24 protein-coding genes are annotated in these 25,427 nt (G+C 68.4%); 3 read left to right on the forward strand and 21 right to left on the reverse strand.

The window, feature by feature from the left end:
* Positions 1-72: 72 nt before the first annotated feature.
* From ABGB08_RS07645 to ABGB08_RS07695, 11 genes are all read right to left on the reverse strand, one after another.
* Positions 73-882 (reverse strand): carbon-nitrogen hydrolase family protein, encoded by an 810-nt coding sequence (locus ABGB08_RS07645; RefSeq protein WP_347587750.1) that lies wholly within the window; start codon positions 880-882, stop codon positions 73-75.
* Positions 879-2,327 (reverse strand): MSMEG_0567/sll0787 family protein, encoded by a 1,449-nt coding sequence (locus ABGB08_RS07650; protein WP_347588081.1) that lies wholly within the window; start codon positions 2,325-2,327, stop codon positions 879-881. The genes ABGB08_RS07645 and ABGB08_RS07650 overlap by 4 nt, the downstream gene beginning before the upstream one ends.
* Before the next feature lie 2 nt (positions 2,328-2,329).
* Positions 2,330-3,376 carry an MSMEG_0568 family radical SAM protein gene (locus ABGB08_RS07655; protein WP_347587752.1) on the reverse strand — a complete coding sequence of 349 codons (1,047 nt, stop codon included), beginning with the start codon at positions 3,374-3,376 and terminating at the stop codon, positions 2,330-2,332.
* 8 nt (positions 3,377-3,384) lie between these two features.
* A complete protein-coding gene (locus ABGB08_RS07660; protein ID WP_155353453.1) occupies positions 3,385-3,897 on the reverse strand; it encodes an MSMEG_0572/Sll0783 family nitrogen starvation response protein in 513 nt (170 codons plus the stop codon).
* Positions 3,898-3,909: 12 nt separating this feature from the next.
* On the reverse strand, positions 3,910-4,728 hold the full coding sequence (locus ABGB08_RS07665; RefSeq protein WP_347587755.1) for an amidohydrolase family protein: 819 nt from the start codon (positions 4,726-4,728) through the stop codon (positions 3,910-3,912).
* Positions 4,725-5,999: an MSMEG_0569 family flavin-dependent oxidoreductase gene (locus ABGB08_RS07670; protein WP_347587757.1), complete on the reverse strand. Its 1,275-nt coding sequence runs from the start codon at positions 5,997-5,999 to the stop codon at positions 4,725-4,727. Before ABGB08_RS07670 ends, ABGB08_RS07665 begins: the two co-directional genes overlap by 4 nt.
* Positions 5,996-6,262, reverse strand: coding sequence for an MSMEG_0570 family nitrogen starvation response protein (locus ABGB08_RS07675; RefSeq protein WP_246268122.1), 267 nt, complete (start codon positions 6,260-6,262; stop codon positions 5,996-5,998). Before ABGB08_RS07675 ends, ABGB08_RS07670 begins: the two co-directional genes overlap by 4 nt.
* 116 nt (positions 6,263-6,378) lie before the next feature.
* On the reverse strand, positions 6,379-7,236 hold the full coding sequence (locus tag ABGB08_RS07680) for an LLM class flavin-dependent oxidoreductase (RefSeq protein WP_347587759.1): 858 nt from the start codon (positions 7,234-7,236) through the stop codon (positions 6,379-6,381).
* Positions 7,237-7,260: 24 nt separating this feature from the next.
* A complete protein-coding gene (locus ABGB08_RS07685) occupies positions 7,261-8,136 on the reverse strand; it encodes an NAD(P)-dependent oxidoreductase (RefSeq protein ID WP_347587761.1) in 876 nt (291 codons plus the stop codon).
* Between the two features lie 70 nt (positions 8,137-8,206).
* Entirely contained in the window at positions 8,207-8,599 is a 393-nt protein-coding gene (locus ABGB08_RS07690; protein ID WP_347587763.1) for a hypothetical protein, read from the reverse strand.
* A 57-nt stretch (positions 8,600-8,656) separates the two neighbouring features.
* Complete coding sequence (locus tag ABGB08_RS07695) at positions 8,657-11,056, reverse strand: choice-of-anchor L domain-containing protein (RefSeq protein WP_347587765.1); 2,400 nt, start codon at positions 11,054-11,056, stop codon at positions 8,657-8,659.
* A gap of 1,029 nt (positions 11,057-12,085) precedes the next feature.
* Here ABGB08_RS07695 and ABGB08_RS07700 point away from each other — a divergent pair.
* Positions 12,086-14,224, forward strand: a complete 2,139-nt coding sequence (locus ABGB08_RS07700; protein WP_347587767.1) for a hypothetical protein — start codon at positions 12,086-12,088, stop codon at positions 14,222-14,224.
* Positions 14,225-14,805: 581 nt separating this feature from the next.
* Here ABGB08_RS07700 and ABGB08_RS07705 read toward each other — a convergent pair.
* Positions 14,806-15,471, reverse strand: coding sequence for an NAD(P)H-binding protein (locus tag ABGB08_RS07705; RefSeq protein ID WP_347587769.1), 666 nt, complete (start codon positions 15,469-15,471; stop codon positions 14,806-14,808).
* A gap of 62 nt (positions 15,472-15,533) precedes the next feature.
* On the opposite strand from ABGB08_RS07705, the gene ABGB08_RS07710 reads away from it, so the two are divergent.
* The gene (locus ABGB08_RS07710) at positions 15,534-15,911 is read left to right on the forward strand and encodes a helix-turn-helix domain-containing protein (protein WP_155352429.1); all 378 of its coding nucleotides are present in this window, start codon (positions 15,534-15,536) and stop codon (positions 15,909-15,911) included.
* 31 nt (positions 15,912-15,942) lie between these two features.
* Here ABGB08_RS07710 and ABGB08_RS07715 read toward each other — a convergent pair whose 3' ends face one another.
* The 7 genes from ABGB08_RS07715 to ABGB08_RS07745 form a co-directional block, all read right to left on the reverse strand.
* On the reverse strand, positions 15,943-17,433 hold the full coding sequence (locus tag ABGB08_RS07715; RefSeq protein ID WP_347587772.1) for a tetratricopeptide repeat protein: 1,491 nt from the start codon (positions 17,431-17,433) through the stop codon (positions 15,943-15,945).
* 440 nt (positions 17,434-17,873) lie between these two features.
* A complete protein-coding gene (locus ABGB08_RS07720) occupies positions 17,874-18,719 on the reverse strand; it encodes a helix-turn-helix transcriptional regulator (RefSeq protein WP_347587774.1) in 846 nt (281 codons plus the stop codon).
* A gap of 9 nt (positions 18,720-18,728) precedes the next feature.
* Positions 18,729-19,253, reverse strand: a complete 525-nt coding sequence (locus ABGB08_RS07725) for a DUF6879 family protein (protein ID WP_347587776.1) — start codon at positions 19,251-19,253, stop codon at positions 18,729-18,731.
* Between the two features lie 2 nt (positions 19,254-19,255).
* Complete coding sequence (locus ABGB08_RS07730) at positions 19,256-19,582, reverse strand: hypothetical protein (RefSeq protein ID WP_347587778.1); 327 nt, start codon at positions 19,580-19,582, stop codon at positions 19,256-19,258.
* Positions 19,583-19,702: 120 nt separating this feature from the next.
* Entirely contained in the window at positions 19,703-20,458 is a 756-nt protein-coding gene (locus tag ABGB08_RS07735) for a class I SAM-dependent methyltransferase (RefSeq protein ID WP_347587780.1), read from the reverse strand.
* 213 nt (positions 20,459-20,671) lie between these two features.
* Entirely contained in the window at positions 20,672-21,181 is a 510-nt protein-coding gene (locus ABGB08_RS07740; RefSeq protein ID WP_347587782.1) for a DinB family protein, read from the reverse strand.
* Positions 21,182-21,223: 42 nt separating this feature from the next.
* Positions 21,224-21,889 carry a class I SAM-dependent methyltransferase gene (locus ABGB08_RS07745; RefSeq protein WP_347587784.1) on the reverse strand — a complete coding sequence of 222 codons (666 nt, stop codon included), beginning with the start codon at positions 21,887-21,889 and terminating at the stop codon, positions 21,224-21,226.
* A gap of 124 nt (positions 21,890-22,013) precedes the next feature.
* Here ABGB08_RS07745 and ABGB08_RS07750 point away from each other — a divergent pair, with 124 nt between their 5' ends.
* Positions 22,014-22,592 carry an XRE family transcriptional regulator gene (locus ABGB08_RS07750; RefSeq protein ID WP_347587786.1) on the forward strand — a complete coding sequence of 193 codons (579 nt, stop codon included), beginning with the start codon at positions 22,014-22,016 and terminating at the stop codon, positions 22,590-22,592.
* Positions 22,593-22,887: 295 nt separating this feature from the next.
* Here the strand turns inward: ABGB08_RS07750 and ABGB08_RS07755 are convergent, their stop codons facing one another.
* Together ABGB08_RS07755 and ABGB08_RS07760 are read right to left on the reverse strand one after the other, a co-directional pair.
* Complete coding sequence (locus ABGB08_RS07755; protein WP_347587788.1) at positions 22,888-24,219, reverse strand: UDP-glucose/GDP-mannose dehydrogenase family protein; 1,332 nt, start codon at positions 24,217-24,219, stop codon at positions 22,888-22,890.
* A 38-nt stretch (positions 24,220-24,257) separates the two neighbouring features.
* Positions 24,258-25,427: a NosD domain-containing protein gene (locus tag ABGB08_RS07760; protein ID WP_347587790.1), complete on the reverse strand. Its 1,170-nt coding sequence runs from the start codon at positions 25,425-25,427 to the stop codon at positions 24,258-24,260.

The following is a 25,427-nucleotide window of genomic DNA, read 5'->3' on the forward strand; positions in this document are numbered from 1 at the left end:
GTGATCTGGACAGCCGCAACGGTGAGTCGCCTGGTCGGCGGCTATGCGGCTGTCTATGGGACGGGTTTTTGGTTAATACGTCTCGGGACGGCGGTCGCGCAGGTGGCCCATGGACCGCCGGGCGGCGGCGAGCGCGGCCTGGACGTCGAGTTCCGCCACCGCCATACCGCCGTCCACGGGAGTGCTCGCGAGGATCTCCCCTCCCGGACCGACGATCTTGGCCCGCCCGACGAAACGCAGGTCGCCGAAGGATCCCGACTGGTTGGCCGACAGCCAGACCACCTGGTTCTCCAGCGCCCGCGCCTGGTCGAACAGGTCGAACCGGCGCGTCCACCGGTCGTCGGCCAGGTCGGGGGCCGGGTTGGTACGGCTCGCCGGCCACGCCGACACGCACACCACGATCTCGGCCCCGTCCAGCGCGAGCGCCCTGGCCGACTCGGGAAACGCCTTGTCGTAGCAGATCAGCATGCCCAGCCGCCCGACCGGCGTGTCGAAGGCGGCGAACCCGTCGCCCGCCGCGTAGGAGCTGTCCTCGCTGAGCGGCTGGTGCACCTTCCGGTGGTGACCGAGCACGCCGTCGCCGGTCACGCATACGACGCTGTTGTAGCGCAGGCCCGCGTCCGACTCGCAGTATCCGGCGCAGACGACCATGTCCCCCGCCAGGCTGCGCAGCCGCCGCATCTCGGGCCCGTCGGCCGCGAGCGCGGGCGGCCCTTCCGCGTCGCCGTCGAGGTTGGCCAGGTAGCCGCCGAGACAGGCCTCGGGCAGGGCGAGCACCCGCACCCCGTCGGCCCTGGCCCGGCCGGTCAGGTCGGCGATCCGGGCGAAACACTCCGCCATGTCCCGCCCGAACGGCGCCGCGACCGCGGCCATCCTGATCATGCCGGTCCCATTCCGGTGACGGGCCCGCTGAGCGCCTCGGTCAGCTCGCCGTCCGGCCAGCGCAGCCGTACGCCACGGCCGGAGGTGAGCTCGCCGCACTCGGCGCCGGTCGCGGGCCCTGCCGGCAAGCCAGGCGCGTCCGGGGCATCGGTGGTGAGCATGGCGAACCCGGGGAAACACGTCAGCCAGTCGCCCATGGTGGCACCCTGCGGCCGTGGCAGTCGGGACATGTCCAGAACCGCCCCGCAGGAACTGGCCTCCGCCAGCATGCCGAGCGTCCCGGCGATCCCGGCCATGGACACGTCCTTGGCCGCTGCGGGCTTGGCCGCCCCAACCGCGCCGATCATGGTGCGAAGCTCGTCGGGGGTGCGGATTGAGGTGGAATCCCACTGCCGTCCCGTATATCCGGGCCGCCAGCGCCCGCCCAGATCCGCGGTGAGCCGCACCCGCTGCCCCGGACGCCCGCCACCACCCGGGACCGGATGGGCGGTACGACCGAGCGCCGTCACCGACAGCGCCGCTGGAACGCCGAACTGGGTGTGGCCGCCCAGCACCGGCACCCCGTACGCGTCGGACGCCCGGTGCAGCCCCGCCAGCACCCGGGCCGCGAACGAGGCGTCCCGCGCGCCGAGCGCGTCCAGCAGCCCGACCGGAGCCGCGCCCATCGCGGCCAGGTCGTTCACGTTGACCAGGACGGCACACCAGCCCGCCCAGTCAGGGTCCCGTTCCACCATCGACGGCAGGATCGCGTCACAAGCCGCGACCAGGTCACCACCCGGCACGGGCGCGCCGTCGTCGCCGACGAAGCCGCGCCCGCCGAGGTCGAGCCCGCGCAGCAGCGGCCCCAGCGCGGCCTTCCCCGCGGCCGCCGCCGCGACCCGGCCGATCGGCCAGCGCATCAGCACGTGCGGCACACCCTGGACGGCGACCGGCCGGACCCGCCGCCAGCCGAGGCGGACGAACAGCGACTCGTGCCTGGCCTGCACGTCGGCGTCGAACCGCACGACCCCTGCCGCCTCGGCGTGCGCGCAGGCGGCGCGGACCAGGGCCGGGCCGACGCCGGGGGCGCCGCGCTGCCCGGGCGCCACCACCAGCCGCCCGCCACGCCACCACCCGAGGTCCGGCCCGTCGGCGGCGGGACCCAGCCGGACCCCGCCGATCACGGCTCCGGCCGGGTCCCTGGCCACCAGCACCACGGTCCGCGGGTCGTCGTCGTGGAAGTCCAGGTCGCTGTCGCCGAACAGGCCCTGGTCCTCCACGAACACCCGCCGCCGCAACATCCGGTAGGCGAACACGGCGCCCCGATCGTCGGCCCGCCCGATCGTGAACGGCCGGGGCGGCCGGGGGCTCTCCTGGCCGAGCAGGGCGGGCACGTCCACCGGCCACGGTTCCGCGTGCCATCCTTCGACCCCGAGCAGGGCGTCGCAGACCGACTCGGTGAGCATGGTCACCCGCCCGCCATCGCCAGCGCGCTGCACGCCCCGCAGGCCGCGCAGCCCGCCTGCTGCTCCGCACCGGTCATCCCCGCCGCCTTGAGCCGGGCCGCCACCCGCTCGGTGACCTCCCTGACCAGCTCCTTCGACGGCGCCGCGACACCGTCCCGGCGCGCCAGCGTGCCCGCCATCGGCCGCAGCGGCACCACGAACGGATACACGCCCCGCTCGATCAGCCCGGCCGCGCCCGCGACCAGCTCGTCGGCGTCCTCCCCCAGCCCGACCAGCAGGTACGTCGAGACCCGGTTCCGCCCGAAGACCCGGACCGCCTCGTCCCACGCCGCCTCGTACGCCGCCAGCGGCACGCCCGCCTTGCCCGGCATCCACCTGCGCCGGACCTCGTCGTCGAGGGACTCCACGTGAATGCCGATCGCCGCGGCCCCCGCCTCCCGCAACCTGCCGATCCAGGCCAGATCCTCGGGCGGCTCGCACTGCACCTGAACGGGCAACCCGGGCACGGCCGCCAGCACCGCGCGCACGCTCCGGACCAGCACCCGGGCGCCCCGGTCGGGTCCGCTGGTGGTGCCCGTGGTCATCACCATCTGGCGCACGCCGTCCAGCCGGACGGCCGCCTCGGCGACCTCGGCCAGCTGCGCCGGGGTCTTGGCGGCGACCGTCGCCCCCGAGCGCAGCGACTCCTCGATCGCGCAGAAACGGCAACGGTCGGCTTCGCCGTACCTGATGCAGGTCTGGACGACCGTGGTGGCCAGCACGTCGGAGCCGTGCAGCTTCGCGATCTTCTCGTACGGCACGCCGTCGGCCGTGACCAGGTCGTAGAAGCGCGGGCGCCGGACCGGGCGGATGGCCAGGCCGGTGTCCGTGCCGCCCAGGTAGAGGCGGCCGTCGCGCACGACGTACGGACTGTCGGGGTTGAGGGGGATCGCGGCGTCGGCGCCGTCGACCACGAGGTGGCCGTCGTCGCTGGGTCCCGCGCCCCCCTTGCGGCGTACTGGTGCGTCGAGCCGTACGCCGCGGATGGCGACGTCGACCCGGGTTCCCATCCGGTCCATCAGAACATGTACGTCGAGTTGATGATCGCGCCCTTGCGGGCGTAATGGATGAGCGCGTCCTGCACGTCCAGCGGATGTGTCGGGATCACGCCCTCGATCAGGTCCTCCTCGCGGGCACCGTGCAGGGACAGGCCGAAGCGGCAGCAGAAGACCTTGCCGCCCTCGGCGATGAACGTCTTGAGCGAGTTGTTGATGTTGTGCTCGCCGGGGAAGGCCGAGTTGCCGGTGGTCGGGAAGCCGCGGGTGGCCAGGCAGTTCAGCGAGCCGGGGCCGTAGAAGTAGATCGCCGACTCGAAGCCTTTGCGGAGGGCGCGGGTGGCCTGGAGGATCGCGACGAAGCTGACCGAGGACTCGTGGGCGATGCCGTGGACGAGGGTGAAGTAGGTTTCGCCGTTCTCGGCTTTGTAGTCGGGGAAGACTTTGGTGTCGCCGTACAGGCTGGAGCCCTCGGGCAGCGAAGGGTGCGGGATCTCGGTGAGGCTCGCCTGCTCGAGCTCGGTGAGGTCGGCCATGGAATTACTCCTTTATCCGTAGAGCTTCTCGAAGGTGTCGCGGAAGACCAGCCGGGACAGCTCGCCGTCGCCGACGGCGGCGCGGAGCCGGGCGTGCTCCCCGGGGTGGTCGCCCCAGGGCTCGTCGCTGGCGAACAGCAGCCGGTCGTGGCCGACGCCACGGCGGCCGATCTCCCGGACCAGCCAGCGGGGGGTGAATCCGATGGCCCAGGAGAGGTCGGTGTAGACGCGCTTGCCGGCTTCGATCCAGTCGAAGAACCGGTGGCCGGCGAGCTTGATGTGGCCGCTCGCGCCGCCGCCGAAGTGCACGAGGTGGATGGCGACGTGGTCGGCGTACCAGTCGACGAGGCGGCCGATCTCGTCGATGTCGGAGGCGGCGCCGGGTGAGGTGTGGACGTGCACGACCAGGTTGTGGCGGGCGGCGGTGGCGAAGATCTGGTCCAGGAGGGGGCGGCAGGCTTCGTCGGCGGGGTGGCCGCCGAGGAGGAAGCTCAGTTTTAGGGCGCGCACTCCCTGTTCTCCGGCGAGGGCGAGGGCCGCTTCCGTACGGGACTGGTCGGCGGGGCGAGGGGAGACCCAGAGCCCGCAGCGGACGCGGTCGTCGCGGGTGGCGGCTTCGAGGCAGAGCTCGTTGAAGGAGAACGCGATGTCCGGGTCGGGTACGCCGTAGTTGGGGATGACCAGGGCGCGTTCTGTGCCTTCCGCGTTCATGTCGGCGAGTAGTTCGGCGATGGTGGCGCGGGCGCCGATGTCGGGGTTGACCGGCGGGCCGCCGTAGAAGGGGTAGCTGGGGAGCACTCCGAGGTGGCGGTGCGCGTCGGCGGTCATCATGTCCCCAGCAGTTCGGGGTGGACGAAGTAGGCTTCTTTGGTCGCTTTGGCCGGGGGTGCGGCGGAGGCGATGTGCCTAGCCAGGTGTTCCGCGTCGCGGCCGACGCCGACGAAGCGGCCGGAACCCCAGGTGTGCTGCCAGGGCAGGCCCAGGAAGTAGAGGCCGGGGCAGCGGGTGACGCCGCGCTCGTGCGCCGGGTAGCCGGTGCCGTCGAAGACGGGGACGCGGATCCAGCCGTAGTCGCGCCGGAAACCGGTGGCCCAGACGATCGCGGCCAAGCTGGTGGCGTCGAGTTCGCCGGGCTCGTCGGGTGGCTCCCATACCCGGATATATCGGGATTCGGTGGGGGCGTCGATGCCGTGGAGGTCGATATAGGTGTCGATCGAGTCCTTGATGCCCTCGGAGACCGCGTCGGCGTGGTCCAGGTTGCGGCGCAGGTCATCGGCGAAATGGAGCGTTGCGCCGGTGACTTCGGCGAGGCGGCCGTACAGGCGCATGCCGTCGCGGGCGAAAGCGCGCAGGTCGATGTCGCGCCCGCCGTCCCGGCCGGTCACGTAGTGGTTGGCCCGCGCCCGGACCGCGTCCGGGTCGTCGAACTCGCTGATCGGCCGGTCGTAGTGACCCATCAGGTCCAGCCACGCCACCACGTCCCTGCCCCGATACCGCCGGGCGACCCGCGGCGCGCCGCCCACCGCCAGGTGCACCTCGCGTCCCGCCAGATGCAGGTCCTCGGCGATCTGGCAGCCCGACTGCCCGCTGCCCACCACCAGCACCGGGCCAGGCGGCAGCGCGCCCGGATTGCGATACTCCGCCGAGTGCACCTGCGGCACCGCGATCCGCTCGGCCATCCTCGGCACGCTCGGCGTCTGGTACGGCCCGGTGGCCACCACCACCTGATCCGCCGTCATCGTGCCCCGGTCGGTGGCGATCTCGAACCGCTCCCCCGCCGTGAGCCGCAGCGCGGCCACCCCCTCCAGGACGGGCGGCGCGAACGACTCGGCGTACGCCTCCAGGTAGTTCACGATCTCCTCGCGGAGCATGAAACCGTCCTGGTCGTCCCCCGCGTACGGGAAACCCGGCAGGCGGCACTGCCAGTTGGGGGTCACCAGGCAGAAGGAGTCCCACCGCCGGGAACGCCACTCCTCGCCGACCCGGCCACGTTCCAGCACCACGTGGCCCACCCCTCGCCGGGTCAGGCAGTGGCTCATCGACAGCCCCGCCTGCCCGGCGCCGATGATCGCCACCGGGTGGTGCGCGCCGTCCAGATTCATCTCTCGAATCCCTCGACGAGCACGTCACCGGGCTGGCCGGCGGCTTTCTCCACTATCTCGGTGAGTTGCTGGGCGGCAGCCGTACAGGCGAATCCGTATTTCGCCGCGACACGGTCGCTCGCGATTCGGAGCGCGTTTTCGCAGCGTGCCACGAAATCGGCTGTCGGGTACGCTTGGCCTGGGGAAAGATAATCCTCGACCACCAGGGAGGGCGAGTAGCAGCGTTGCACGGAACCATCCGGCCAGCGCACCCGGAAATACATTTCAGGCACTCGTACCTCCGCCGAAGAATCGGTCGCGTGCCTAAGATTTCAGAGCCGGGCGATTACCGAACGGTTTCATCCGGAATAAAACGGGGTTACCGGAATTACACTTTGTTTCATTTGGATCGGTCAGGCTTTCGCGCGATCTGTTCCAGAACCCGGAGGTCCGCGGCGAACCTGCCCCCCGGCACGGGCCAGTGCACCACGATGTCAGTGATGCCGAGCGCCTCGTACCTCCCGGCGTAGTCGTCGAACGCCTGGACGGAGGCGAGCGGCCGTTCGTCGGTCACGCCCGACAGCAGGAGCCGGTCGAGCTCGCCCGGATCGCGGCCGATCTCCGCGCAGGCCTCGCCGAGCAGGGCCAGCTGGCGTCGTACGGCGGATTCGGCGGTTCCCGTACGGTTGTAGCGGTTGCCCAATGTCACCCACGTCTGGGCATGGCGGGCGACGATCCGCATTCCCCGTGGGCCGCCCGCGGCGATCGCGAACGGCGGCCGCGGGCCGCCCACGAGCGTCCTCGTCGTCGACCAGGTACGGCCCCGCCAGCTGACCGGCTGCTCGCCGAAGGCCAGCTCCAGCAGTTCGACCCACTCGGCGAAACGTTCCGCGCGCTCGCGCGAGTCGGGCGGCGCCGCACCCAGCACGCCCAGGTCGTCGACGTCGCTGCCCGCGCCCAGGCCCACCGTCAGCCGGCCACCGGATATGTCGTGGACGGTCTTGAGCGCATGCGCGGCCGGGACAGGATGCCGGAAGTTGGGCGTGGTCACCAACGGCCCCAAACCGATCCTTGAGGTGACCGCGGCGGCAGCGGCCAGAACCGCGTACGCGTCGAACCACGGCCGGAGCCCACGCCATTCGACATGGTCGTACGCCCACGCGTGCGAGAACCCCCACTCCTCGGCACGACGCCAGACCTCAACCGCCGACGACCATGATTCGCCGGCCCAGATCAACACACCGACCCGGACACCCATCTACTCATTGTTTCAGTGGTGGCGTCAGGCTGTCGGGTCCTGGATGTGCGCGCGCCACGTGTGGCGGGGCTCGAAGCCGAGGGCAACGCGGGCGCGGTCGATGCTCATGAGGGATTCGAACTCGCCCAGCTCCTTGGTGATCTTCGTGGTGGGGAAGAGCTCGGCCATGAGCTGGGCCGACGGGGTGGTCATCGCGGTGTCCGTCGCGGCGATGATGTAGCTGCTCGAACCGGTGACATCGGCCTCCAGCGAGAGACGGGCGGACAAGGCGCAGTCGCGCACGTCGATGTAGCTCCACAGGTTGAACCGGCGCACCTGCGGGTCGTCCCAGGCGCTTCTGAACCGCTCGTAGTCCGTGGGCTTGATGACGTTGGAGAACCTCAGGCCGACGAACGGGATGCCGCTCCAGGAACTGATGTGCTCCGCCATCGTCTCGGTGAGGACTTTGGACAGCGCGTAGGTGGTGGTCGGGTGCGGGTAGTGGTCCTCGTCCAGGGGCGCGTACAGGGGCGGGGTTTCGAAATTCAGGCCGAGAGTGGTCTCGCTGGAGGCGTACACGATCCGGCGCATGCCCAGAGCCGCCGCGGCGTGGAAGACGTTTCCGTTCATGGTCGTGTTGGCACTAAGGGTGCGGGCGGGCGGCAGCAGCGTGGGCGCCGGGATGTTGGCGATGTGCACCACCGCGTCGGCGCCGGTCAGCACGTCGACGGTGTCGCCGTAGTCGGTGAGGTCGGCGCGGGTGTACTGAAAGTCGGGCCGCGACCACTGCGCGGGCAGAGCCTCCCCTGGGTGCGGAGTGATGTCGGTCGCGTTGACACGGTAGCCGTGCGCCAGCAGCTCGTGCACAGTGGCGGCGCCGACGACACCACCCGCTCCGGTCACACAGATCGTCTGAGACATGTTCGTTAAGTCCTGTCAAAAGTCTGATCAGTACGTCTACGACGATCCTGCACGATGATCCAGACCGGGGTCAGCTGAGGGGGATGGCGGCGATCTCCGCGTTCCTGCCCCGGCTGAGTACTCTGATCGTCGCCGGGGCTCCATCCACGGTCAGCTGTTGTTCCTCCGCGACGGCCAGATGGAGGCGGGCGGGAGTGACCCGTCCAGCCGCCGCGGGGTCGAGGACGAAGCTGTAGTCGTCCGGATGCCGACCCCGGTTGACCAGCCGGAGGACCCACTGGCCGCGCCCGGAGGAGATGAGGTCCAGGCGGGCGTCGTAGGGCGCGGTGAAGGCGCCGAGCGACTTGGCCTCCGAGGCGCTGACTCCCTCCTGGCCGGTCGCCGGGGAGGTGGTGGCAGGGGAGGCGCATCCCGCGCATATCACCAGAACGAGGACCGCGAGTGGAGATCGCGCTCTGGGCATGGGCTGCTCCTTTCATGAGGATGCGGGCGCCGCCCGGCCGGACGGCGCCCGCATCGATCAGGACACGAAGGTCAGCGTGACGCTGCCCGTCTTACCTGCGGCCGACCAGACGCCGCTGAACTTCAGCTTCTTGGCCGACCAGGTTCCCTCCACCGAGACTGTCACGAGCGTGCCGTCCGCGGCCGTCGCGACGATCGTTCCGGTGTAGAAGGGCCACTGATTCACCGTCTCGGACTTGACGAGATCGACTTTGAGGACCGGCTGACCCGCGGGAGCCGCGGTCTTGATGGTCGTCGGTGCGACCTCGGAGGGGACGAAGGACAGCGGTCCGGTCCGGTAGGCGCGGTTGAGCTTGAGCGTGCCGTCCAGCCGGAGGTTGGCGGTGATGGGCGCGAGCGCCTTCCCCACCATGTCGGACACTTCGGCCTTCACCGCGGGGTCGAGCCCGGCGTCCGGCAACCTCGTCAGCGCGTCCTCGGCGGCCGCCCGGGTGGCGGGATCGCTGAGATCGGGCACGGTGATGAGAGCGGTGTCGGACGAGAGCCCGGCTCCCGCCTTGCCGCTGGACAGGGTCGCCGTGACATGCAGCGCGCCGGGAGCGATCTTCGTCGTGTCGACGGGGACGGTCACCCGCTTGGTCGCGCCCGCGCCGACGGAGGTCGAGACGGTGCCCGTCACGTCCGGGTCATCGGACGTCACCTTGACGGTGAAGGTGTCGGTGACCGCGCCGCTGTTGGTGACGTCGATGTGGAGGTCCCGGCCTCCCGTCGACGGCAGGAGCAGGCTCGGCCCGACGATCTTCACCAGGCCGTCCCCGTCCTTGGCGAAGGCGTTCAGCGCTTTCGCGGTGGCGGGATCCAGCGTGTCGTCGGCTTCGGTGGTCTGCGGCAGCGGCGTGGAGTCACCCAGGTCGCCGACGGAGCCGCCGTCGAAACGCAGGTGGTCCCAGTCGACGAAGGGAGCCGTGCGGGAGTAGTCGAGCCTGCTGTCCGGCGGCAGTCCGGGCAGTTGGAACAGGTAGTTCATGATGCTGAGGTAGTCGGGCTTGTTGTTCACGTCGTCTCCGCCACCGTGGCGCAGCGCGAGGTTGTGCCCCAACTCGTGCATGAACGTTCCGCGTTCCTGCGTCCGGGTGAAACCACCGCCCCAGCCGGAGTGCCCGTCGGTGATCACGAGGTCGCTCGCGGGGATGCCCCGGGAGATGCCGGAGGAGCCGGAACCCGCGTAGGTGTTGCCGTACAGGACGTAATGGAAGGCGTCACGGCGGGTGAAGGTGAAATTCGCGGACTTGATGGTGTCGAAGGCACTCCAGTCGTACGCGCCGCCGTCAAAGGTGCCCAGGCTTTCGACGAACCCGACGGCGTTCGCCCGGCTGCGGTCGTCCCAGGTCGCCCCGGTCTGCGGGTTCATCACGCTGCCCGGACCGCTGTCGACGTGCACGCGGATGCCGTCGCCGCCCGCGGGGTTCGACACCGGAGCCGCCGCGAAGGCCGCCCGCACGTCGTCCAGCGCGGCCTGCTGCGGGGCGAGGTTCTTCCCGCCCCAGCAGATGAACCAGACGCAGGTGGGCTGCTTGTCCATCCAGTCGACCTCGATGAAAAGATCCCGGTGCTGCGGATCGGCCCCCATGGCCGGGAGGTCGACCTCCGGGGTTCCGTCGTTGTCGTAGTCGATGCCTTCGGTCTCCCACACGTCGGAGAGACCGTCGCCGTCGGTGTCGGTGAGTTCGGCGGTTCCGGGCGTGCAGGTGGGACCGTACAGCCAGCGGAGATTGTCCACGAGCACGGCGGAATCGTAGACCGGGTCCCCGAGATCCTGAATGGAGAGGAATAAGTCGATCGTTCCGTCCCCGCGGCGTTCCAGCGGGCTCGTCGCCGTCAGGGCCGGCGTCGCTCCGTCCATGTTGGTTCCCGGGACGGGCGCGAAACCGTAGACGGTGTTGATGGAGACGGCGTTGCCCTGCGAATCGTAGGCGAAGTTGTTCGGGGCGATCAGCTGACCGTCCTGGACTTCGAATTGCGACTCGTTGAGCTCGGCCGTGAACACGTCGTTGTAGGCCGAGCCGACGTACTCCGGGTATTCCTCGGAGAGGAAAGAGAAGTCGAACCCGACGCAACTCGCCGTGGCCGGCGGCCTGAGGTGGAGCTTCACCTGCGTGAGGTCGTTCCCGTCGGCGCCCGGCAACGCCGACTCGAGATCCGTCGAGATAAAGTTCTCCGCGGAGTTTCCTGGAACGTCCGCGGCCTTTCCGGTGGAGAGCACCAGGTAGTTCCCGCCCTGCACCGGCAGCCCCGCGATCGACGCGGAGCCGTCCCCCACCGCGCTGGGATCCCCAAGAGCCTCGGCTGAGACGACCGTCGCCGGATCGATGTCCAGCGCCGCGATGATGTCCTGAGCTGTGTCAGCGACCGCGGGTGCTCCCGGCAGCATGAGCGATACCCCGAATATCATCGCCATGCCGAATGTGATTCTACTTCGCATTCATACCTCTCTCGATGCGCTAATCACACCAAGGGCATACTCTTTGCCCCCAATTACGCCCCCTTGTCGCCCACAAAGCTAATCCAGCACCAATAACACGAGATAGCCCTACAGGAATACCATTTCAATAACACACCCGATTCGGACTCCGGTGACCCCATCCCCATAAGCCACAAAAACCCAACCGGGTGGGACAATGCGGCAATAACAACCAGCAGGTGCGCATGCTGATACATGCCTTATGCCCGGACCGAATAATCGTCCACAAACACGGACCCTCCATGTGATCGTTTTAGCAGATCGGACAAATATCGCTTATAGCGTGCACGGGCCGTCGTAATGCCGTGTCAAGTCCTAAATCAGAGGACAGTGCGTGCCAGGGCTTGACTCCATCCGCTACGAACCGCATCCCTACCTCAGTTCGCGCGACGGAGCCATGACTTGTGGGGCTTTATCAGAAATATGCCTCGCATACGCGATGCCAAGGAGGGCGAACGTGGGCGAACGGGGCGACTTGATGGCCGCCATGCAGGCGCGGCTGAAGAAAGTCGAGCCGGGGAAGGGCCGCCGTCGATCCTCGAACCAGGCACGCTCGATGACGCCCGGCGGCTGAGCGAACTCGCCGGCGACGACGATGCGGCGGCCCGCCAGAGCTGAAGGAGTTCTCAGATCGTGAGACCGAGAGCAATCAGCGGGTGGTGAAAGTCGTCGCAGACCCAGCGGGTTCCGTCGGCGATGTTGGTGAAGTTGAGCAGGCGTAGCGCGCCGATCGCGTAGCTGCGCATGATCGCGAGGAGGCCCGTTCTTCGCGGGTTGAGGGCCCGCGGGTTGGTGTCCAACTGCTGATCGGGCCTGGCGGATGACTCTTCGGATAGTGGTAGGTAGATCTTTTGACGGAGCTGTGACCTGCGGTTTTATCGCGGATCAAGGCCCGGTTTTGTCGTAGCCGCTGGATAGCGTGAGGGTGGTTGTTCGGATCCGCCGAAGCGAAAGGGGGGCGCCTTCATGCTCGGTTCTCCGATCGACGTGCGGGACCCCTCCCGCGCGAAGGGCGCCCGCGGACGCGAACTGCCCGCGTTCCTGAAGGGCACGGTGCTGGACCCTGACTACGTCCCGCCCCAGCGTCCCGCCGACGACACCTTCGACGACGCCCACAGCGACCCATACGGCGACGCGGGGCAGCAGAACACTCCGCAGCAGAACAAACGGCAGCAGTTCCTCTACGGCCACTCCACCGACTCTGGTCCTTCCCCCGATCCTGGCCGCTCCACCGACCCTGGCCGCTCGGCCAACGCCGGTCGTTCCCCCGACTCTGGCCGCTCGACCGACGCCGGTCGCTTCACCGATCCTGGTCGTTCCCCCGACCCTGGCCGCTCGGCTGACGCTGGCCGCTCGATGGGGCCGGAGGCCTGGGGCGAGCCGGTGGGTTCGGGGGTGCTGGTGGCCCAGTTCCGGCAGCTCGCCTCCCGGATTGCGATGGCCGACCTGCCCGAGGATGCCGGGTTGTGGGTGGGCGAGACGGAGGACCTGCTGTTCGCCCAGGACCGGCTGAGCTCGGCGATCGCCGCACGGGTGGGACGCGTCCACGCCACCGGTGAGGCCAAAAGCGCCGGCAGCGGCGGGCACGCCTCCACCGGCACCTGGCTGCGCGCCTCGGCGGGGATGAGCAGTGCGGGCGCCTCCCGGCTGATCCGGCTGGCCATGCAGTTGGCCCGGCTGCCTCTGGTCCGGGATCGGTTCGCGTCCGGCACGCTGGCCGAGGGGTCGGTCGAGGCGATCAGCCAGGTCACCACCCACCTGACCGACGCCCAGGCCGGGCTGGCCGAGCCGATCCTGCTGGACCTGGCCGACCGCGCCACCCCGGCCGAGATTCTCAAGGCCGGACAGTACCTGCGGGAGCTGCTGGACCCGGGCGCCCTGGACGATGACGCCGAAACCGACTACGCCGCCCGTTCCCTGCTGGTGCGCCCGTCCAGTACCGGCGGCGTGGAGGGGGAGTTCCGGCTGCCGCGGGAGGCCGGCGCCCGCCTGCGCGAGTTCCTCACCGCCTACGCCAGACCGAAAGGCAAAGACGACGACCGCCCACTCCGGCTCCGCCAGGCCGACGCCCTGTCGGCGCTGCTGAGCAAAAAGGTCACCACCGAACTGCTGGTCCTGGTCCGCGCCGAATCCCTCCCCACCGACCACCCCACCACCGGCGACCACCCCACACACGACCACCCCACCACCACCGACCACATCACCGACCACCCCACACATGACGCCGACTCCACCCATGCGGCGTCCAGCACGTCCACCATGCCCGCTATGCCCACTACGGGGGCGCCGCCATCGCAGAGCACAGCCGGACACGCCGACACCGCCGCGGCCGACGCAGTTGCGGCCGACACCGCTGACCCCGCCACCGACACCGACGCCGACACCACTGGCTCCAGCGATACCCGGCCCGGGACACCTCAGGCCGGTGACGGCTCGACCTGCCACGCGGCCGGTCCCCGCCACACTGAAGGCACGACTTCAGCCGGAGCGGGCGCCGACAGCACGAGCACCGGTTCAGCCGGAGCAGGTGCCGACAGCATGGACACGGGTTCAGCCGAAGCGGGCGCGGGCAGCACGAGCACGGGTTCAGCCGGGGCAGGTTCAGCCGGGGCGGGTGCCGGTAACGTGGGCGCGGGTGAGGGGCCGGTGGGGGATGTGTGCAGGACCTGTGGGCACGCGCCGGATCGGCTGGCGCCCGGGCTGCTGATCGCCACCGGGCAGCTGCTGCCCATCTCCGACGTCCACCGGCTCGCCCGGACCTCACGACTGGTCCGCCTGGTGGTCGACGCCCAGGGCCAGGTCCTGGACATGGGCCGCGCGGTTCGCCTGGCCACGCCCGCCCAGCGGCGGGCCGTCCTGGCCCGCTACACCACCTGCTACCGCGAGGGCTGCCCCATCCCCGCCGACATGGCCGAAATCGACCATGTGAAAGGCTGGGCTGAGGGCGGCACCACCGACCTGGACCTTCTCGCCCCCGCCTGCACCTGGCACAACCGCGACAAAGCAACCCACCCCGACCACTACCGCACCCGCCGCAACCACGACGGCACCTGGACCCTCCTCTACCACGGCAAAAGCCGCTTCGCCGGACGATTCCGACGCTGAACCGGACCGGCACGAGAGCGCCACCCACCCAGGCCGGGAACCCAGAGGTTGAGGGAGTTCCCCGATCCTGAGACAGCGCGTGAAGAGTCGATCCTGGCCGTGCGTAGCTACGCGATCGGCGCGCCACCATGCGTAGCCACGCGATCGGCGCGCTATGCCCACTGAACTTCACCGACATCGCCGAAGGTACCCGCTGGGCACGCGACGACTTCTGCAACCCTCTCATCTCCCTCGGCCTCACAAGGCGAGAATTCCTTCGGCCCTGGGCGGCCCGCTACCTGCTCGGCTGGCTGCACTGGAGCCGCTGGCCATCCAGCACACCCGCCATCACGCACCCCACAACCCCGCACTGTGGGCCGCCCCCCTTCACGCGGGCGCGTAGTGTCAGTCGTCGATCAATTCGGGGTCCGCGACACAGCTGGCCGGTTGACTGGACGGCACGCGGTGGCACGCAGTTCGGCGGCGGTCGGTTCAGCTGCTACGGCCCCAGTGTGGGCATGGGAGACGGGCGAGGACCACCCGCGCAGGTGGTCGGCAGCGGCCCTGGTGGCGCACTCTATAGATCTTGTACGACATGTCGATCAATGACTGTAGACAGGGACGCGGATCCTGTGGTGGGCAGGTCGTTCGATCTCGTCGACGATCGCGACGGCCAGGTCCGCGTAGGACAGTTGGCCGTCCTCCATGTACGGCTCCGTGGTGAGGCGATAGGAACCGGTCCGCGGGAGGTCGAGCGACAGGTTGGCGGGCGGGGTCAGCATGAGCCAATCGAGCGGGGTGCCCGCCGCGTTCAGGCGGTCGAAGCCGTCGGCGTGGGCGCGGGCGAACGGTTTGATCTCCGGCGGAAAAGCGGCCGGATCGTCCATGATCAGCCCGCCGGACCTGTCGGGCATAGTGGCGAATAGGCCGATCACCAGCAGCCTTCCGACTTTCGCCACGGTCAGGCCCGCCAGCAGGGCGTCTGCGGCCTTCACGAAGAACGCGGGATCTAGGGTGTCGAAACCCTGCTCTGGGCCGGAGAACGGGGACACCGCGTGGACCACGGCGTCCGCGCCTCGGGCGGCTTCCGCGATGGAGGCGGCGTCCGTCACGTCCGCGCGGACCAGGATGACGCCCTCCGTCTCCAGGTCTGGGTATTTGGCCGTGTCCCGCACAGCAGCGGTGACGCGGTGACCCCGCGACAACGCCTCGTCGACCACCGCGCGACCCGCACGGCCACCCGCTCCGAAAACAACGATCATGCTCATGGCCATGACGGTATCCACGGGATACTGGTTACTTCAACGATACTGGCCTATGCTGCGGGACCATGATCGAGCCACTTGATCCGGACATGTTCGACCCCATGTGCCCGTCCAGTGCGATCCCCTTTCAAATCGGCGACAAGTGGACGGGAATGATCGTTAGGTGCCTCGCCGACGGACCGAGGCGCTTCACCGAACTACGGGTTCCACTTCGCACGATCACCCCCAAAGTGCTCACCGCGACTCTGCGCGCCATGCAACGCGACGGACTGGTGACCAGGACCGCCTACGACGAGAACCCTCCCCGGGTCGAATACGAGCTCACCGAACTCGGGCGGAGCATGCTGATCCTCATCGACGCCGCCCGCACCTGGAGCGAGCAGTACCTACCGGCGATTCTCGCGGCCCGGCGAGCCAGCGAAGAGCTGACCACTTTCCGATGAGCACGCGGGGCACTTCCGCTGAGCAGGCCGGTCAACGGCCGCGAAGGTAGGTGAGCGTGACCTGGATCTCCCGAGACAGTTTCATCGCCGAGGGATCGGTGAAAGCGGCGAGCGCGGCCAGCGCGAGCTGCCACTGCGTGCGCGCCTGCGGGAGGCGTTGCAGCGAGGCCAGGGCCTTGCCCATGCCGACCAGGCTGAGCGCCTGATGCCAGCGGTCGCCCAGATCGCGGTGGACGGCTTCGGCGGCGCGGTGCAGAGTGACCGCCTCCTCCGGGCGGCCCTGCTCCCGGTGGATCTCCGCAGCCGCGGCCAAGGCCAAGGCCTCGCCGCCGCGATCGCCGAATTCGCGGAGGATCTCGGCGGCACGCTGGTAGGTCTCCAGCGCCTCGGCTCTCTGCCCAGCCGCGCGCTGCACCTGGCCGAGCTCCACGAGCCAGGAGCCCCGCCATATCGGATTGCCGACGGTAGCGGCTGTCGTGGCGATGGCCACGGCTGCGTCAATGGAGGCGCGGGCGCTGATCAGATCCCCTTGCGCCCGCTGAGCGCGGGCCAGCAGGAACAGCGCGTTCCCTTGCGAGCGCCGGTCGCGGAAATAGTCAAAGACCTCCACGATCTCGCTGAGGACGTGCGCCGCCTCCGCCGCCCGGTCCAGTTCGATCAGTGCCTCGGCTTCGTTGGCGCCGGTGACGGCCAGCCAGTGGGCCGTGTCATCGAGTTCGGCGAAAATGAGCGAGCTGTCCTCAAAGTGCGCGCAGGCTTCCCGCAGGTGACGTCGGCGCAGGCAGAGCAGACCGAGCGCGTTCACCGAACGCGCCTGGCCGAAACGGTCGCCCACACGACGGTAGAGCTCCAGCGCGTATCGATAGTGGGATTCGGCCTCCCGCAGGCGGCTGGTCTGGGCGTAGAGGTCGCCGAGGCTTTCGGCGGCCAGCGCCTGACCGGCAAGGTCACCGTCGTCGACAGCGGCGGCGGCCCCGATGGCGGCCACCTCCCGCCAGTCGGTGAAGGCGTTGCGGTGGGCGTAGACGGCGCGTAGCACCGCCGACATCCGCCAGGCCAGCCCATGCAGCCCGGCCTGCGCGGCGAGGCGGACAATGGAGACGAGGGTGGCCCGCTCGGTCTCCCACCAGGCCAGCGCGGCCTGCGGCTGGTCGAAGGTCTTCGGCGTGACCCCGGTTGGGACCTCCACCTCCAGGTCGTAGGCATCGCAGGGGGCGAGGGTGTGCTGGAGCCAATCGCAGGTGTGCAGATACCAGGACACCAGCCGCACCAGCGCGTCATCTGCCTGTCTGGCGGATAGCCGGGCCCGCACGGCAGCGTGGGCACGCAACGGCTCATCGATCCGGTACCGGCCGGGCACCACCCGCTTGACCAGCCCCACCCCGTCAAACGCCTTCAACAGGCCCAGAACCGGCCCAACCCCTCTGCCGTCCAGCGCAGCAGCCGACTCCGCCGAGAAATCAGCCCCGGGATGCAACCCGAGCAGCCCGAACAACCGCGCGGCATGATCGGGTAGCGCCAAGAGCCTTTCCTCTCGGTCAGCGCGCGTCTGGACGTCCATTGATCTCCCTACCTCTCGGTTTGGCTGATCTAGGGGAAACTGCCAGGAACGTGCATGACAAGCAGAGGGCTGCGGCTGCAGGCGGGAAAGGGGCGAAATGGGTGAAAGGGAAACACCCTCTCGTGCCGTCCTCCCTGAAGGACCTCATGGGTGTTGTCGCGTGTAGGCAGCCCCGACCCGATGTCGACGAACTGGCGGACCCTGGACGGGTAGGACCTGACGGGGGATCTGCGGTGCAGCGGGGGCGTGATGCCCAGAAAGGCCAGCGCTGCGCGCTTGCGGGGTTTCATCGTGCGGGGGCATACCTCACACGGTAAGTCGCAGGATTGCCCAGACTCAAGAATGATTCTCGAAGATGCTTGACATGTGTTTGCCCAGCTCCTGATGAGAATGACCGAGTATCACGACGATTCAGACGTATAGTCATCAACTACGCGTGCGATCATGTGACGGGCCTCAGTTCCGTAAACCGCCGACCCGGCTAGCCAGTCGAACGCCTTGGCGTAAACGGCGATTTCCTGGGGCTGGGTGAGAGTCAACTCGGCTGCGATTGTTTCTACGAGCACCGTCCGGTCATCGTAGATCCAGAAGCCGTGTTGGGCTGACAGCCGCGGACGTACCGCAAAGGGAATGATCCCGAACTGGACGTTACGCAGAGCCGACAAGGTCATTAGCCGGTCGAGTTGTGCCACCATCACATCGAGCGCGCAGAAACGGTAGCGCAGGACGGCCTCTGCGATGACGAAGTGAAACCGTGTACGCCCACGATAGAGCAAGTCCTGCCGGCGAAGGCGGGTTTGGATGGTTTCGTCGATGTCATCGGGAATCTCGTAGAACGCGGCGCTCTCCACGAGGAGTTCTCGTGAATATTCGGAGGTCTGGAGGATGCCCGGGATGAAGACGTTCTCGTAGTTCCGAATTAGAGATACTTGTTCCTCAAGATCCCGAATCGATTCTTGGCGAGCGCGCATCCCGGCGCGAAGTTGAGTACGCCACTCGGCGTACATGAACTCCAAGCTGCGCAGCGTGGCGAGCAGGTCTAGGGCCTGATCTTCGCTGCGTGTGGCACGCGTCCATCCGAGGATGTCGTCCTCCGATGGAGTTTGCCGTCCGTTCTCAATCTTGCTGACTTTAGGCTGCTGCCAGCCAAGCAGCTCCGCAAGCTGGTAGCCGGTCAGTCGCGCAGTCCGACGTAGCTCGCGAAGCCGTTGGCCGAGGGCTTGCCGTATGGGTTGTGGATCTGCCACTGGGTGGTTCTATCGCAAAATGTAGGTGAAGTGGGGAATGGCGTGATGCCAGGCGACGTCGCGCCAATAGCAATGTTGGACAACTACATCTGGATCCGTGATCATTTCAGCACCGAGAAGTTGGTCATCATAGTCGAAGTGGAGCACTGCCACCTTGCGGGAGTCGAACATCCAGTAATCGTGATCAGGCAGATCAAGGCTTCTCGCACGGCTACGAGGCAGATAGCGGATGTCCTCGCCAGCATCGATGTTGAGGTGCGTTCCGGCGATCTCGTAACGGATGTAGTCAGTATGAGGCTCGCTCACTACCCGCACGCGCTCGAACCGTTTTCCGTCCGAGGTTGCGGCCTGGATCATTTCACACCACGGCCTCATCGACCGTTCCTCGTCAGGATCAGGAAGCCCTTGGAGGAACAGCTGGAAGCCTTCCTGTTCGTCGGGCATGTTGTAGCGATCACGGACTTCGAGCCGGAAAGCGGTGTGCTCGAAGTTCGTGAAGAACGTGCCGAATTCCTCCCAGGGAACGAACTCCACGTTCAGCGGTCTTCCGGCGGGGCGAAGCCAAGGACTGCCTTCGGGATTTCGACGAAAATCTCACCGGGAAGCACGTCTCGAAGATCGGCGAGGGCTTCTGGGTCAGTCACCGCCTGCCCTTGGACAACGTAGGTGCCTCGGTCGGTTTCGTAGAGCGCTGGGCATCCGCCAGTCTTCGACGTCGTACCGAGTAGCCGCAGTCTCATGCTCCAGCCTTCCTGGTGATGCTTGAAGATTCTCGGTACGCCGATGCTGCGCCCACGGACGGGCTCTGTCAACCCGACGAAGCCAAGACGGTCCTGGGCCTCGTGCTTGTCGAGCCGACGCACTGGACGCACGTTGTACGCGTTCCCACATTCTGGAGACCATCACGCCTGACTGGACTGCGTCCTTGATCATGGCGTCGTCATCGCCCGGCGTCTGTTCGCGAAGCCGTTGCGATGGTTGTCTCACTCGCCATCCCGCGTTGACTCCCGCGGCGTCTTCTGCCAGACCGAAATGTGGCTTGTGCTGTCGCTGGTGAAGGGCTCGCGTTTCCAGTCGGCCCATCGCTCGAGCAAGGTCATTCCGGCGAGTCGGGCCATGAGGTCCAGCTCGGACGGCCATACGTAGCGGTGCGGCGACGATCGAGTCTCCAGTTGGCCGTCCACCACCCAGTAGTGATGGGAGACCGCGATCTGTGACGCGACGTCGTACTCCTCGAAACCGAGGTGCGCCGGGGTCACGGTGAACGGGTGGATGGTCTGGCCGGGCGGGAGACGCCGAAGTTCTGGGATGTAGACCTCGATGACGAAGCAGCCGCCGGGTTCGAGATGCGCCGCCACGTTGCGGAAGCAATCAACCTGTTCGTCCTGCGTGGTCAGGTTCGTGATCGTGTTGCGCACCAGGTAGGCGAGCTGGAAGGTGCCGCCCGGTCCGGTGGTCGCAAAGTCGCCGATGGTCACGCCGATGCTCTGCGCGCCGGGTTTGGCCCGCAGCTGCGCCACCATGGCGGGCGACAGCTCGATTCCGTGCACGCGAACGCCTCGCCGGCTCAGCGGCAACGCGATGCGGCCAGTACCGATGCCGAGTTCAAGAGCGGCGCCTGATCCTGCTAGATCGGCGAGGAAACTGACAGCCGGGTCAACGACCGCCGGGTCAAATAGTTCCGGCCACTTGGCCTCATACGTTTCCGCTATCCGTTCATCGAAGTTGTTCTCCGGCACAGACCCACTGTGACCACAGACCCTCCAGAGCCGCCACCCATTAACCCCGACCAGCCGCCGCGCCGTGCTCACCTGGCTCACATCGCCACGGCGTTCCCGCCGTTCCGACCGACCCTGGGCGGCGACCGCTGCCCGGGGTACCTGCCACACGGTGAACGCCGAGACCTCCACGACCGGACTGATCACGAGGCGGCCCAGTGCGCCGCGCGCTTGTCAGCGGCCGGTGGATCCGTCGATCTGCTCGCGGAGGATGTCGGCGTGGCCGGCGTGGCGGCCGGTCTCTTCAATCATGTGCACCAGGACCCATCGCATCGATGGTTGCGGCCCTGGGCGCGGGGGTCGCGGGGCGGGAAGGGCCAGGTCTGGGCAGGCGTCGATGACCTGGTTCGCTCGCTCGACGGTCTTCCGGTAGTCGGCGAGCACGCCGTCGACCGTGTCCTCCGCGGACGGCCGCATGGTCGCGCGCCAGTCGCCGGCATCCTCACCGAGGAAGTAGAACCGTTCGACGAACGCCAGATGCTTGAGCAGCCCGAGGAGGTTGGTGCCCGAGGGCACTCCGCCCGTTCGGACCTGCGGCTCCGGCACGCCCGCGACCTTGTCCGCGACCGCGTTCCGCAGATAGTCGAGGAAGCCCCGCAGGGTGGCCTTCTCGTCGGCGCCGGTGCGCGGAGGCGTGGTGTCCTTCGCCCGCGTCCTGGATCGCTGCGCGTGGTTTCCTGGCATCGAGGCACTCCGTTCCGACGTGACGTCGTGTGGTTCAGGCGGTCATCCGGCGGTTCGCTGGACGAGCAGGATGTTGTCGATGACGGTGGCGGTCTCACCGGCGGGTCCGGTGGCCCGGCGGCGGGGCATGTCGGCGCGCAGGACGGACCAGTGCGCGGGGTCGAGATCAAGTTCGGCGGCGATCTCGGTGGGTGTGGGGTAGTGGATGTCGGGGTCCTGGTTCCACGACCAGGGCGCGGTGGAGCCGTGGTCGACGATCAGCAGCAGACCGCCGGCGCGCAGGGCCCGTGCGGCGGTGCGCAGGACTCGGCTGCGGAGCAACGGGAACGGGGTGTGGAAGTACTGGGCGGAGACGAGATCGAACTGGCCGGCCGGGAAGCTTCTGGCCAGATCGTGCTGTTCGGTGGCGACCCGGTCCGCGATGCCGAGATCGCGGGCGCGTTCCCGCACCCGTTCGACGGCGGTGGTGGAGATGTCCACGGCGGTGACGTGCCAGCCCCGCTGGGCGAGCCAGATGGCGTCGCCGCCGGCGCCGCAGCCCAGATCCAGGGCCGCGCCGGGGCGCAGCGGTGCGGCGGTCTCGGCGAGCAGCGGGTTGACGCGGGCGTCCCAGGTACGCCGGGTGCGGTAGTGCCGCTCCCAGAACAACTCGGCGTCCTCGTCCGCCGCGCCCTCGGCGGTGGGTCGTCGGCGTCGGGTGGAATCCATCTGAGTTGCCCCTTCGTCGGCCGGCGTGATCCGATACGCACCTTCGATGCCGGTGATGTACCGACAGCATCGCCACCGCCGTTTCCCCCTTGCAAGAAAAGTTGCGGATCCGCATCATCGGGGGATGGACAACCCCGCAGGAGACGTTTTGGCCGGAGTTGGGCCGCGTCTGCGTGCCCTGCGCCGGGCGCGGAGCGCCACGCTGGCGGCGCTGGCACACGAAACCGGTCTCACAGCGAGCACCCTGTCCCGTCTCGAGAACGGCAAGCTCCGCCCCACGCTGGAGCAGCTACTGCCGCTGGCCCGGGCGCACGGCGTCCCGCTCGATGATCTCGTCGCGGCGCCGCCCACCGGCGACCCGCGCATCCACCTGCGACCAGTCCGGCGATCCGGGCTGGTGATGGTGCCACTGACCAGGCGGGCCGGCGGTATCCAGGCCTACAAGGTGATCTATCCACCCGCCGGCCGAGCGCCCACGATGAACCTGCGGACCCACGAGGGATACGAGTGGTTCTACGTCCTCAACGGACACGTCAGGTTCGTGCTCGGCGAGCAGGAGTTCCAGCTCGGCGTCGGCGAGGCCGCGGAGTTCGACACCCGCATACCGCACTGGATCGGCAGCGCCGACAGCCATCCCGCGGAGCTGCTCACCCTGTTCGGCGCGCAGGGAGAGCGCGCCCATCTGGCACCGTCCAGGCACTGACCATCTCAGCCCTCCGACAGCCGTGTTCGACGCACGGCGGCGGCGTCTCCCCTCCACCCGAACGACAGCGCTCCGACATGGTCGGCACCGTATGGCCGAGACAGAAACCACGACCACGACGCCATCCGCACCCGCGACGGCGATGTCGAGATCCCGGGGGCAGGTCAGCGCCGCGAACGTCGGTAGCCGTCTCGGCGTATCTTCGTTCCCGCTGACGAGTAACGGCTGGCAGCAGGCGGGAGGTAGGGCAGGATCCTCAAACTGCCTACCTCCCGGCTGAGCCGTAAGTCGCCTGTCAGGGGCGGCCCAGGGCGCGGTACTCCCAGCCCTCGGCGCGCCAGGCCTCCGCGTCCAGGGCGTGGCGGCCGTCCACGATCCGGCGGTTCCGGACCACCTGCGCCAGCGCGGACGGCTGAATCTCCCGGAACTCGGCCCACTCGGTCAGCAGGACCACCACGTCCGCGTCCTGGGCGACGTCCAGGGCGCTGGTGCCGTACCTGAGTTCGGGGTACGCGCGGCGGGCGTTGTCGAGAGCGGCGGGGTCGTAGACGCGGACATTCGCGCCCAAACCGTGCATGGTGCGGGCCACGTCCAGGGCGGGGGCGTCGCGGATGTCGTCGGAGTTGGGTTTGAAGGCGGCGCCCAGGCAGGCGACGCGCTTGCCGTCGAGCTGGCCGCCGAGGAGCTCCCTGACCAGGTCGATGGTACGAGAGCGGCGGCGGCGGTTGATGGCGTCGACTTCGCGGAGGAAGGAGACGGCCTGGCCGACGCCGATCTCCTCGGCGCGGTGCGCGAAGGCGCGGATGTCCTTGGGCAGGCAGCCGCCGCCGAAGCCGAGGCCGGGCTGGAGGAAACGGCCGCCGATGCGGTCGTCGTAGGCGAGGGCCTTGGCCAGGTCGCGTACGTCGGCGCCGGTGGCCTCGCAGATCTCGGCCATCGCGTTGATGTAGGAGATCTTGGTGGCCAGGAAGGAGTTGGCGGCCACCTTGACGAGTTCGGCGGTGGGCAGGTCGGTGACGACGGTGGGGGTGCCCAGGTCGAGGATCGGCCGGAAGGCCGCGGTGAGCTGGTCGCGGGCCCAGTCGGAGGCGACGCCGAAGACGAGGCGGTCGGGGCGCAGGGTGTCGTCGACGGCGAAGCCCTCGCGCAGGAACTCGGGGTTCCAGGCGAGTTCGACCTCGTCCCCGGCGGGGGCCAGCTCGCGGAGCATGTCGCCGAGCCGGGCGGCCGTGCCGACGGGGACGGTCGACTTGCCGACGACCAGGCAGCGGCGGGTCAGGTGGGCGGCCAGGGCGCGGACGGTGGCGTCGACGTAGGTGAGGTCGCAGGCGTCGGAGCCGGGCTGCTGGGGGGTGCCGACGCAGATGAAGTGCACGTCGCCGTGGGCGGCGGCCTCCTCGTAGGAGGTGGTGAAGCGGAGCCGGCCGGATTCCATGGTCTTGGCCAGCAGTTCGGGCAGTCCGGGCTCGAAGAACGGCACCTCGCCGGACTGCAATTTCTTGATCTTGTTGGCGTCCACGTCGAGGCCTACCACTTCGTAGCCCAGTGACGCCATGCAGATGGCGTGCGTCGCCCCGAGGTAGCCGGTTCCGATGACCGTCAGCCGTGGGAGTGCGGCGTCGCTCATGTCTGTACTTTCCTTTCGCGTGTGATTGAGCTCGGTGCTCAGGAACAGCTGCCCTTTTTGACGAGCGTGCCGCCGGTGACCTTGTTGTCGCAGGCGATCGTGTTTCCGCCGACGGTGTCGTTGACGCCGTATCCGCCGGAGTTGCCGAGATCGATGATGTTGGCGCGGAACACGTTGCCGGTGCCCCAGCCGTCCACGATCTTGTGGGTCTGGAAGCCGTCGGCGTTGGTGTTGCTGCCGGTGTTGGCCTCGATGACGTAGCCGTTGCCCTTGACGTCGACCCAGGAGTCGTTGTGCTTGGAGCCGCCGAGGACGGAGCCGTCGAAGATGTTGCCGACGACGCGGCCGTCGGAGGTGCCTTCCTTGATGTCGATCGCCTCGGCGGTGGCCCTGATGACGTTGCCGCGCACGAGGTTGCGGTCGCTGCGGTCCATCTGGCCGCCGGAGAAGGTCGCCCAGTTGCTCTCGGCGGTGCCGAGGTAGACGCCCTCGCCGAACTTCTCCCGGCGCAGGCCGGTGGCGTAGATCATGTTGTACTGGACGATGTTGTCGCTGCTGAAGTTGCGCAGGTGGATGGCTTCGTCGCCGATGTGGTGCACGGTCAGGCCCTGGATGATCGTGTGGCTGGTCTTGTCGGCCATCACGCCCTTCTGGCTGTTGCGGACCGTGAAGCCGATCAGCCGCCAGTGGCTGACCCCGTTGAGGTGGAAGGCGTAGCCCTTCTTGACGCCGCCGCCGTCGATGATCGCCTCGGGCGAGCCGCAGACGAAGATCGGGTCGGATTCGGTGCCGGCGACCGTGGCCACGAAGCGGCCCGCGTACACGCCGGGCTCCAGCTTGATCACGGTGCCGGGTTCGGCCGCCTCGATCGCCTCGGCGAGGCCGGCGGCGTCGGTGACGGTCACCGTGGCCTCCGGGCAGTCGATCGTTCCCTCGCCGGTGGGGACGGGGATGGCGGGGGGCTGTTGCAGGGCGACGAACGGTTCCACGTCATCCTCCTCTTGGTCCTCCACCTGCGATTCCTGTGGTACCTGGGACGTTTGGGAGGAGTCGGTCGTTCCACCGCTTTGCGGATGAATATCCTCAACTCGCATGCTCGGCTCGCTGGAGCCGCCGAAAATCCCGCGTACCAGCACCACCACGATCACCGTGATGATGGCCCCGGCCAGCATTCCCACCAGGGTCTTTCTGTCGATGTCCAGGCGCAT

The sequence above is a fragment of the Acrocarpospora sp. B8E8 genome (assembly GCF_039871605.1).
GTDB classification, from domain to species: Bacteria; Actinomycetota; Actinomycetes; order Streptosporangiales; family Streptosporangiaceae; genus Acrocarpospora; species Acrocarpospora macrocephala.

What these genes read in the sequence shown, in the direction of transcription:
- ABGB08_RS07645 (WP_347587750.1), bottom strand. Translation starts at nt 882, where the DNA reads ATGATCAGGATGGCCGCGGTCGCGGCGCCGTTCGGGCGGGACATGGCG.
- ABGB08_RS07650 (WP_347588081.1), bottom strand. Translation starts at nt 2,327, where the DNA reads ATGCTCACCGAGTCGGTCTGCGACGCCCTGCTCGGGGTCGAAGGATGG.
- ABGB08_RS07655 (WP_347587752.1), bottom strand. Translation starts at nt 3,376, where the DNA reads ATGGGAACCCGGGTCGACGTCGCCATCCGCGGCGTACGGCTCGACGCA.
- ABGB08_RS07660 (WP_155353453.1), bottom strand. Translation starts at nt 3,897, where the DNA reads ATGGCCGACCTCACCGAGCTCGAGCAGGCGAGCCTCACCGAGATCCCG.
- ABGB08_RS07665 (WP_347587755.1), bottom strand. Translation starts at nt 4,728, where the DNA reads ATGATGACCGCCGACGCGCACCGCCACCTCGGAGTGCTCCCCAGCTAC.
- ABGB08_RS07670 (WP_347587757.1), bottom strand. Translation starts at nt 5,999, where the DNA reads ATGAATCTGGACGGCGCGCACCACCCGGTGGCGATCATCGGCGCCGGG.
- ABGB08_RS07675 (WP_246268122.1), bottom strand. Translation starts at nt 6,262, where the DNA reads ATGTATTTCCGGGTGCGCTGGCCGGATGGTTCCGTGCAACGCTGCTAC.
- ABGB08_RS07680 (WP_347587759.1), bottom strand. Translation starts at nt 7,236, where the DNA reads ATGGGTGTCCGGGTCGGTGTGTTGATCTGGGCCGGCGAATCATGGTCG.
- ABGB08_RS07685 (WP_347587761.1), bottom strand. Translation starts at nt 8,136, where the DNA reads ATGTCTCAGACGATCTGTGTGACCGGAGCGGGTGGTGTCGTCGGCGCC.
- ABGB08_RS07690 (WP_347587763.1), bottom strand. Translation starts at nt 8,599, where the DNA reads ATGCCCAGAGCGCGATCTCCACTCGCGGTCCTCGTTCTGGTGATATGC.
- ABGB08_RS07695 (WP_347587765.1), bottom strand. Translation starts at nt 11,056, where the DNA reads ATGGCGATGATATTCGGGGTATCGCTCATGCTGCCGGGAGCACCCGCG.
- ABGB08_RS07700 (WP_347587767.1), top strand. Translation starts at nt 12,086, where the DNA reads ATGCTCGGTTCTCCGATCGACGTGCGGGACCCCTCCCGCGCGAAGGGC.
- ABGB08_RS07705 (WP_347587769.1), bottom strand. Translation starts at nt 15,471, where the DNA reads ATGAGCATGATCGTTGTTTTCGGAGCGGGTGGCCGTGCGGGTCGCGCG.
- ABGB08_RS07710 (WP_155352429.1), top strand. Translation starts at nt 15,534, where the DNA reads ATGATCGAGCCACTTGATCCGGACATGTTCGACCCCATGTGCCCGTCC.
- ABGB08_RS07740 (WP_347587782.1), bottom strand. Translation starts at nt 21,181, where the DNA reads ATGCCAGGAAACCACGCGCAGCGATCCAGGACGCGGGCGAAGGACACC.
- ABGB08_RS07745 (WP_347587784.1), bottom strand. Translation starts at nt 21,889, where the DNA reads ATGGATTCCACCCGACGCCGACGACCCACCGCCGAGGGCGCGGCGGAC.
- ABGB08_RS07750 (WP_347587786.1), top strand. Translation starts at nt 22,014, where the DNA reads ATGGACAACCCCGCAGGAGACGTTTTGGCCGGAGTTGGGCCGCGTCTG.
- ABGB08_RS07755 (WP_347587788.1), bottom strand. Translation starts at nt 24,219, where the DNA reads ATGAGCGACGCCGCACTCCCACGGCTGACGGTCATCGGAACCGGCTAC.
- ABGB08_RS07760 (WP_347587790.1), bottom strand. Translation starts at nt 25,427, where the DNA reads ATGCGCCTGGACATCGACAGAAAGACCCTGGTGGGAATGCTGGCCGGG.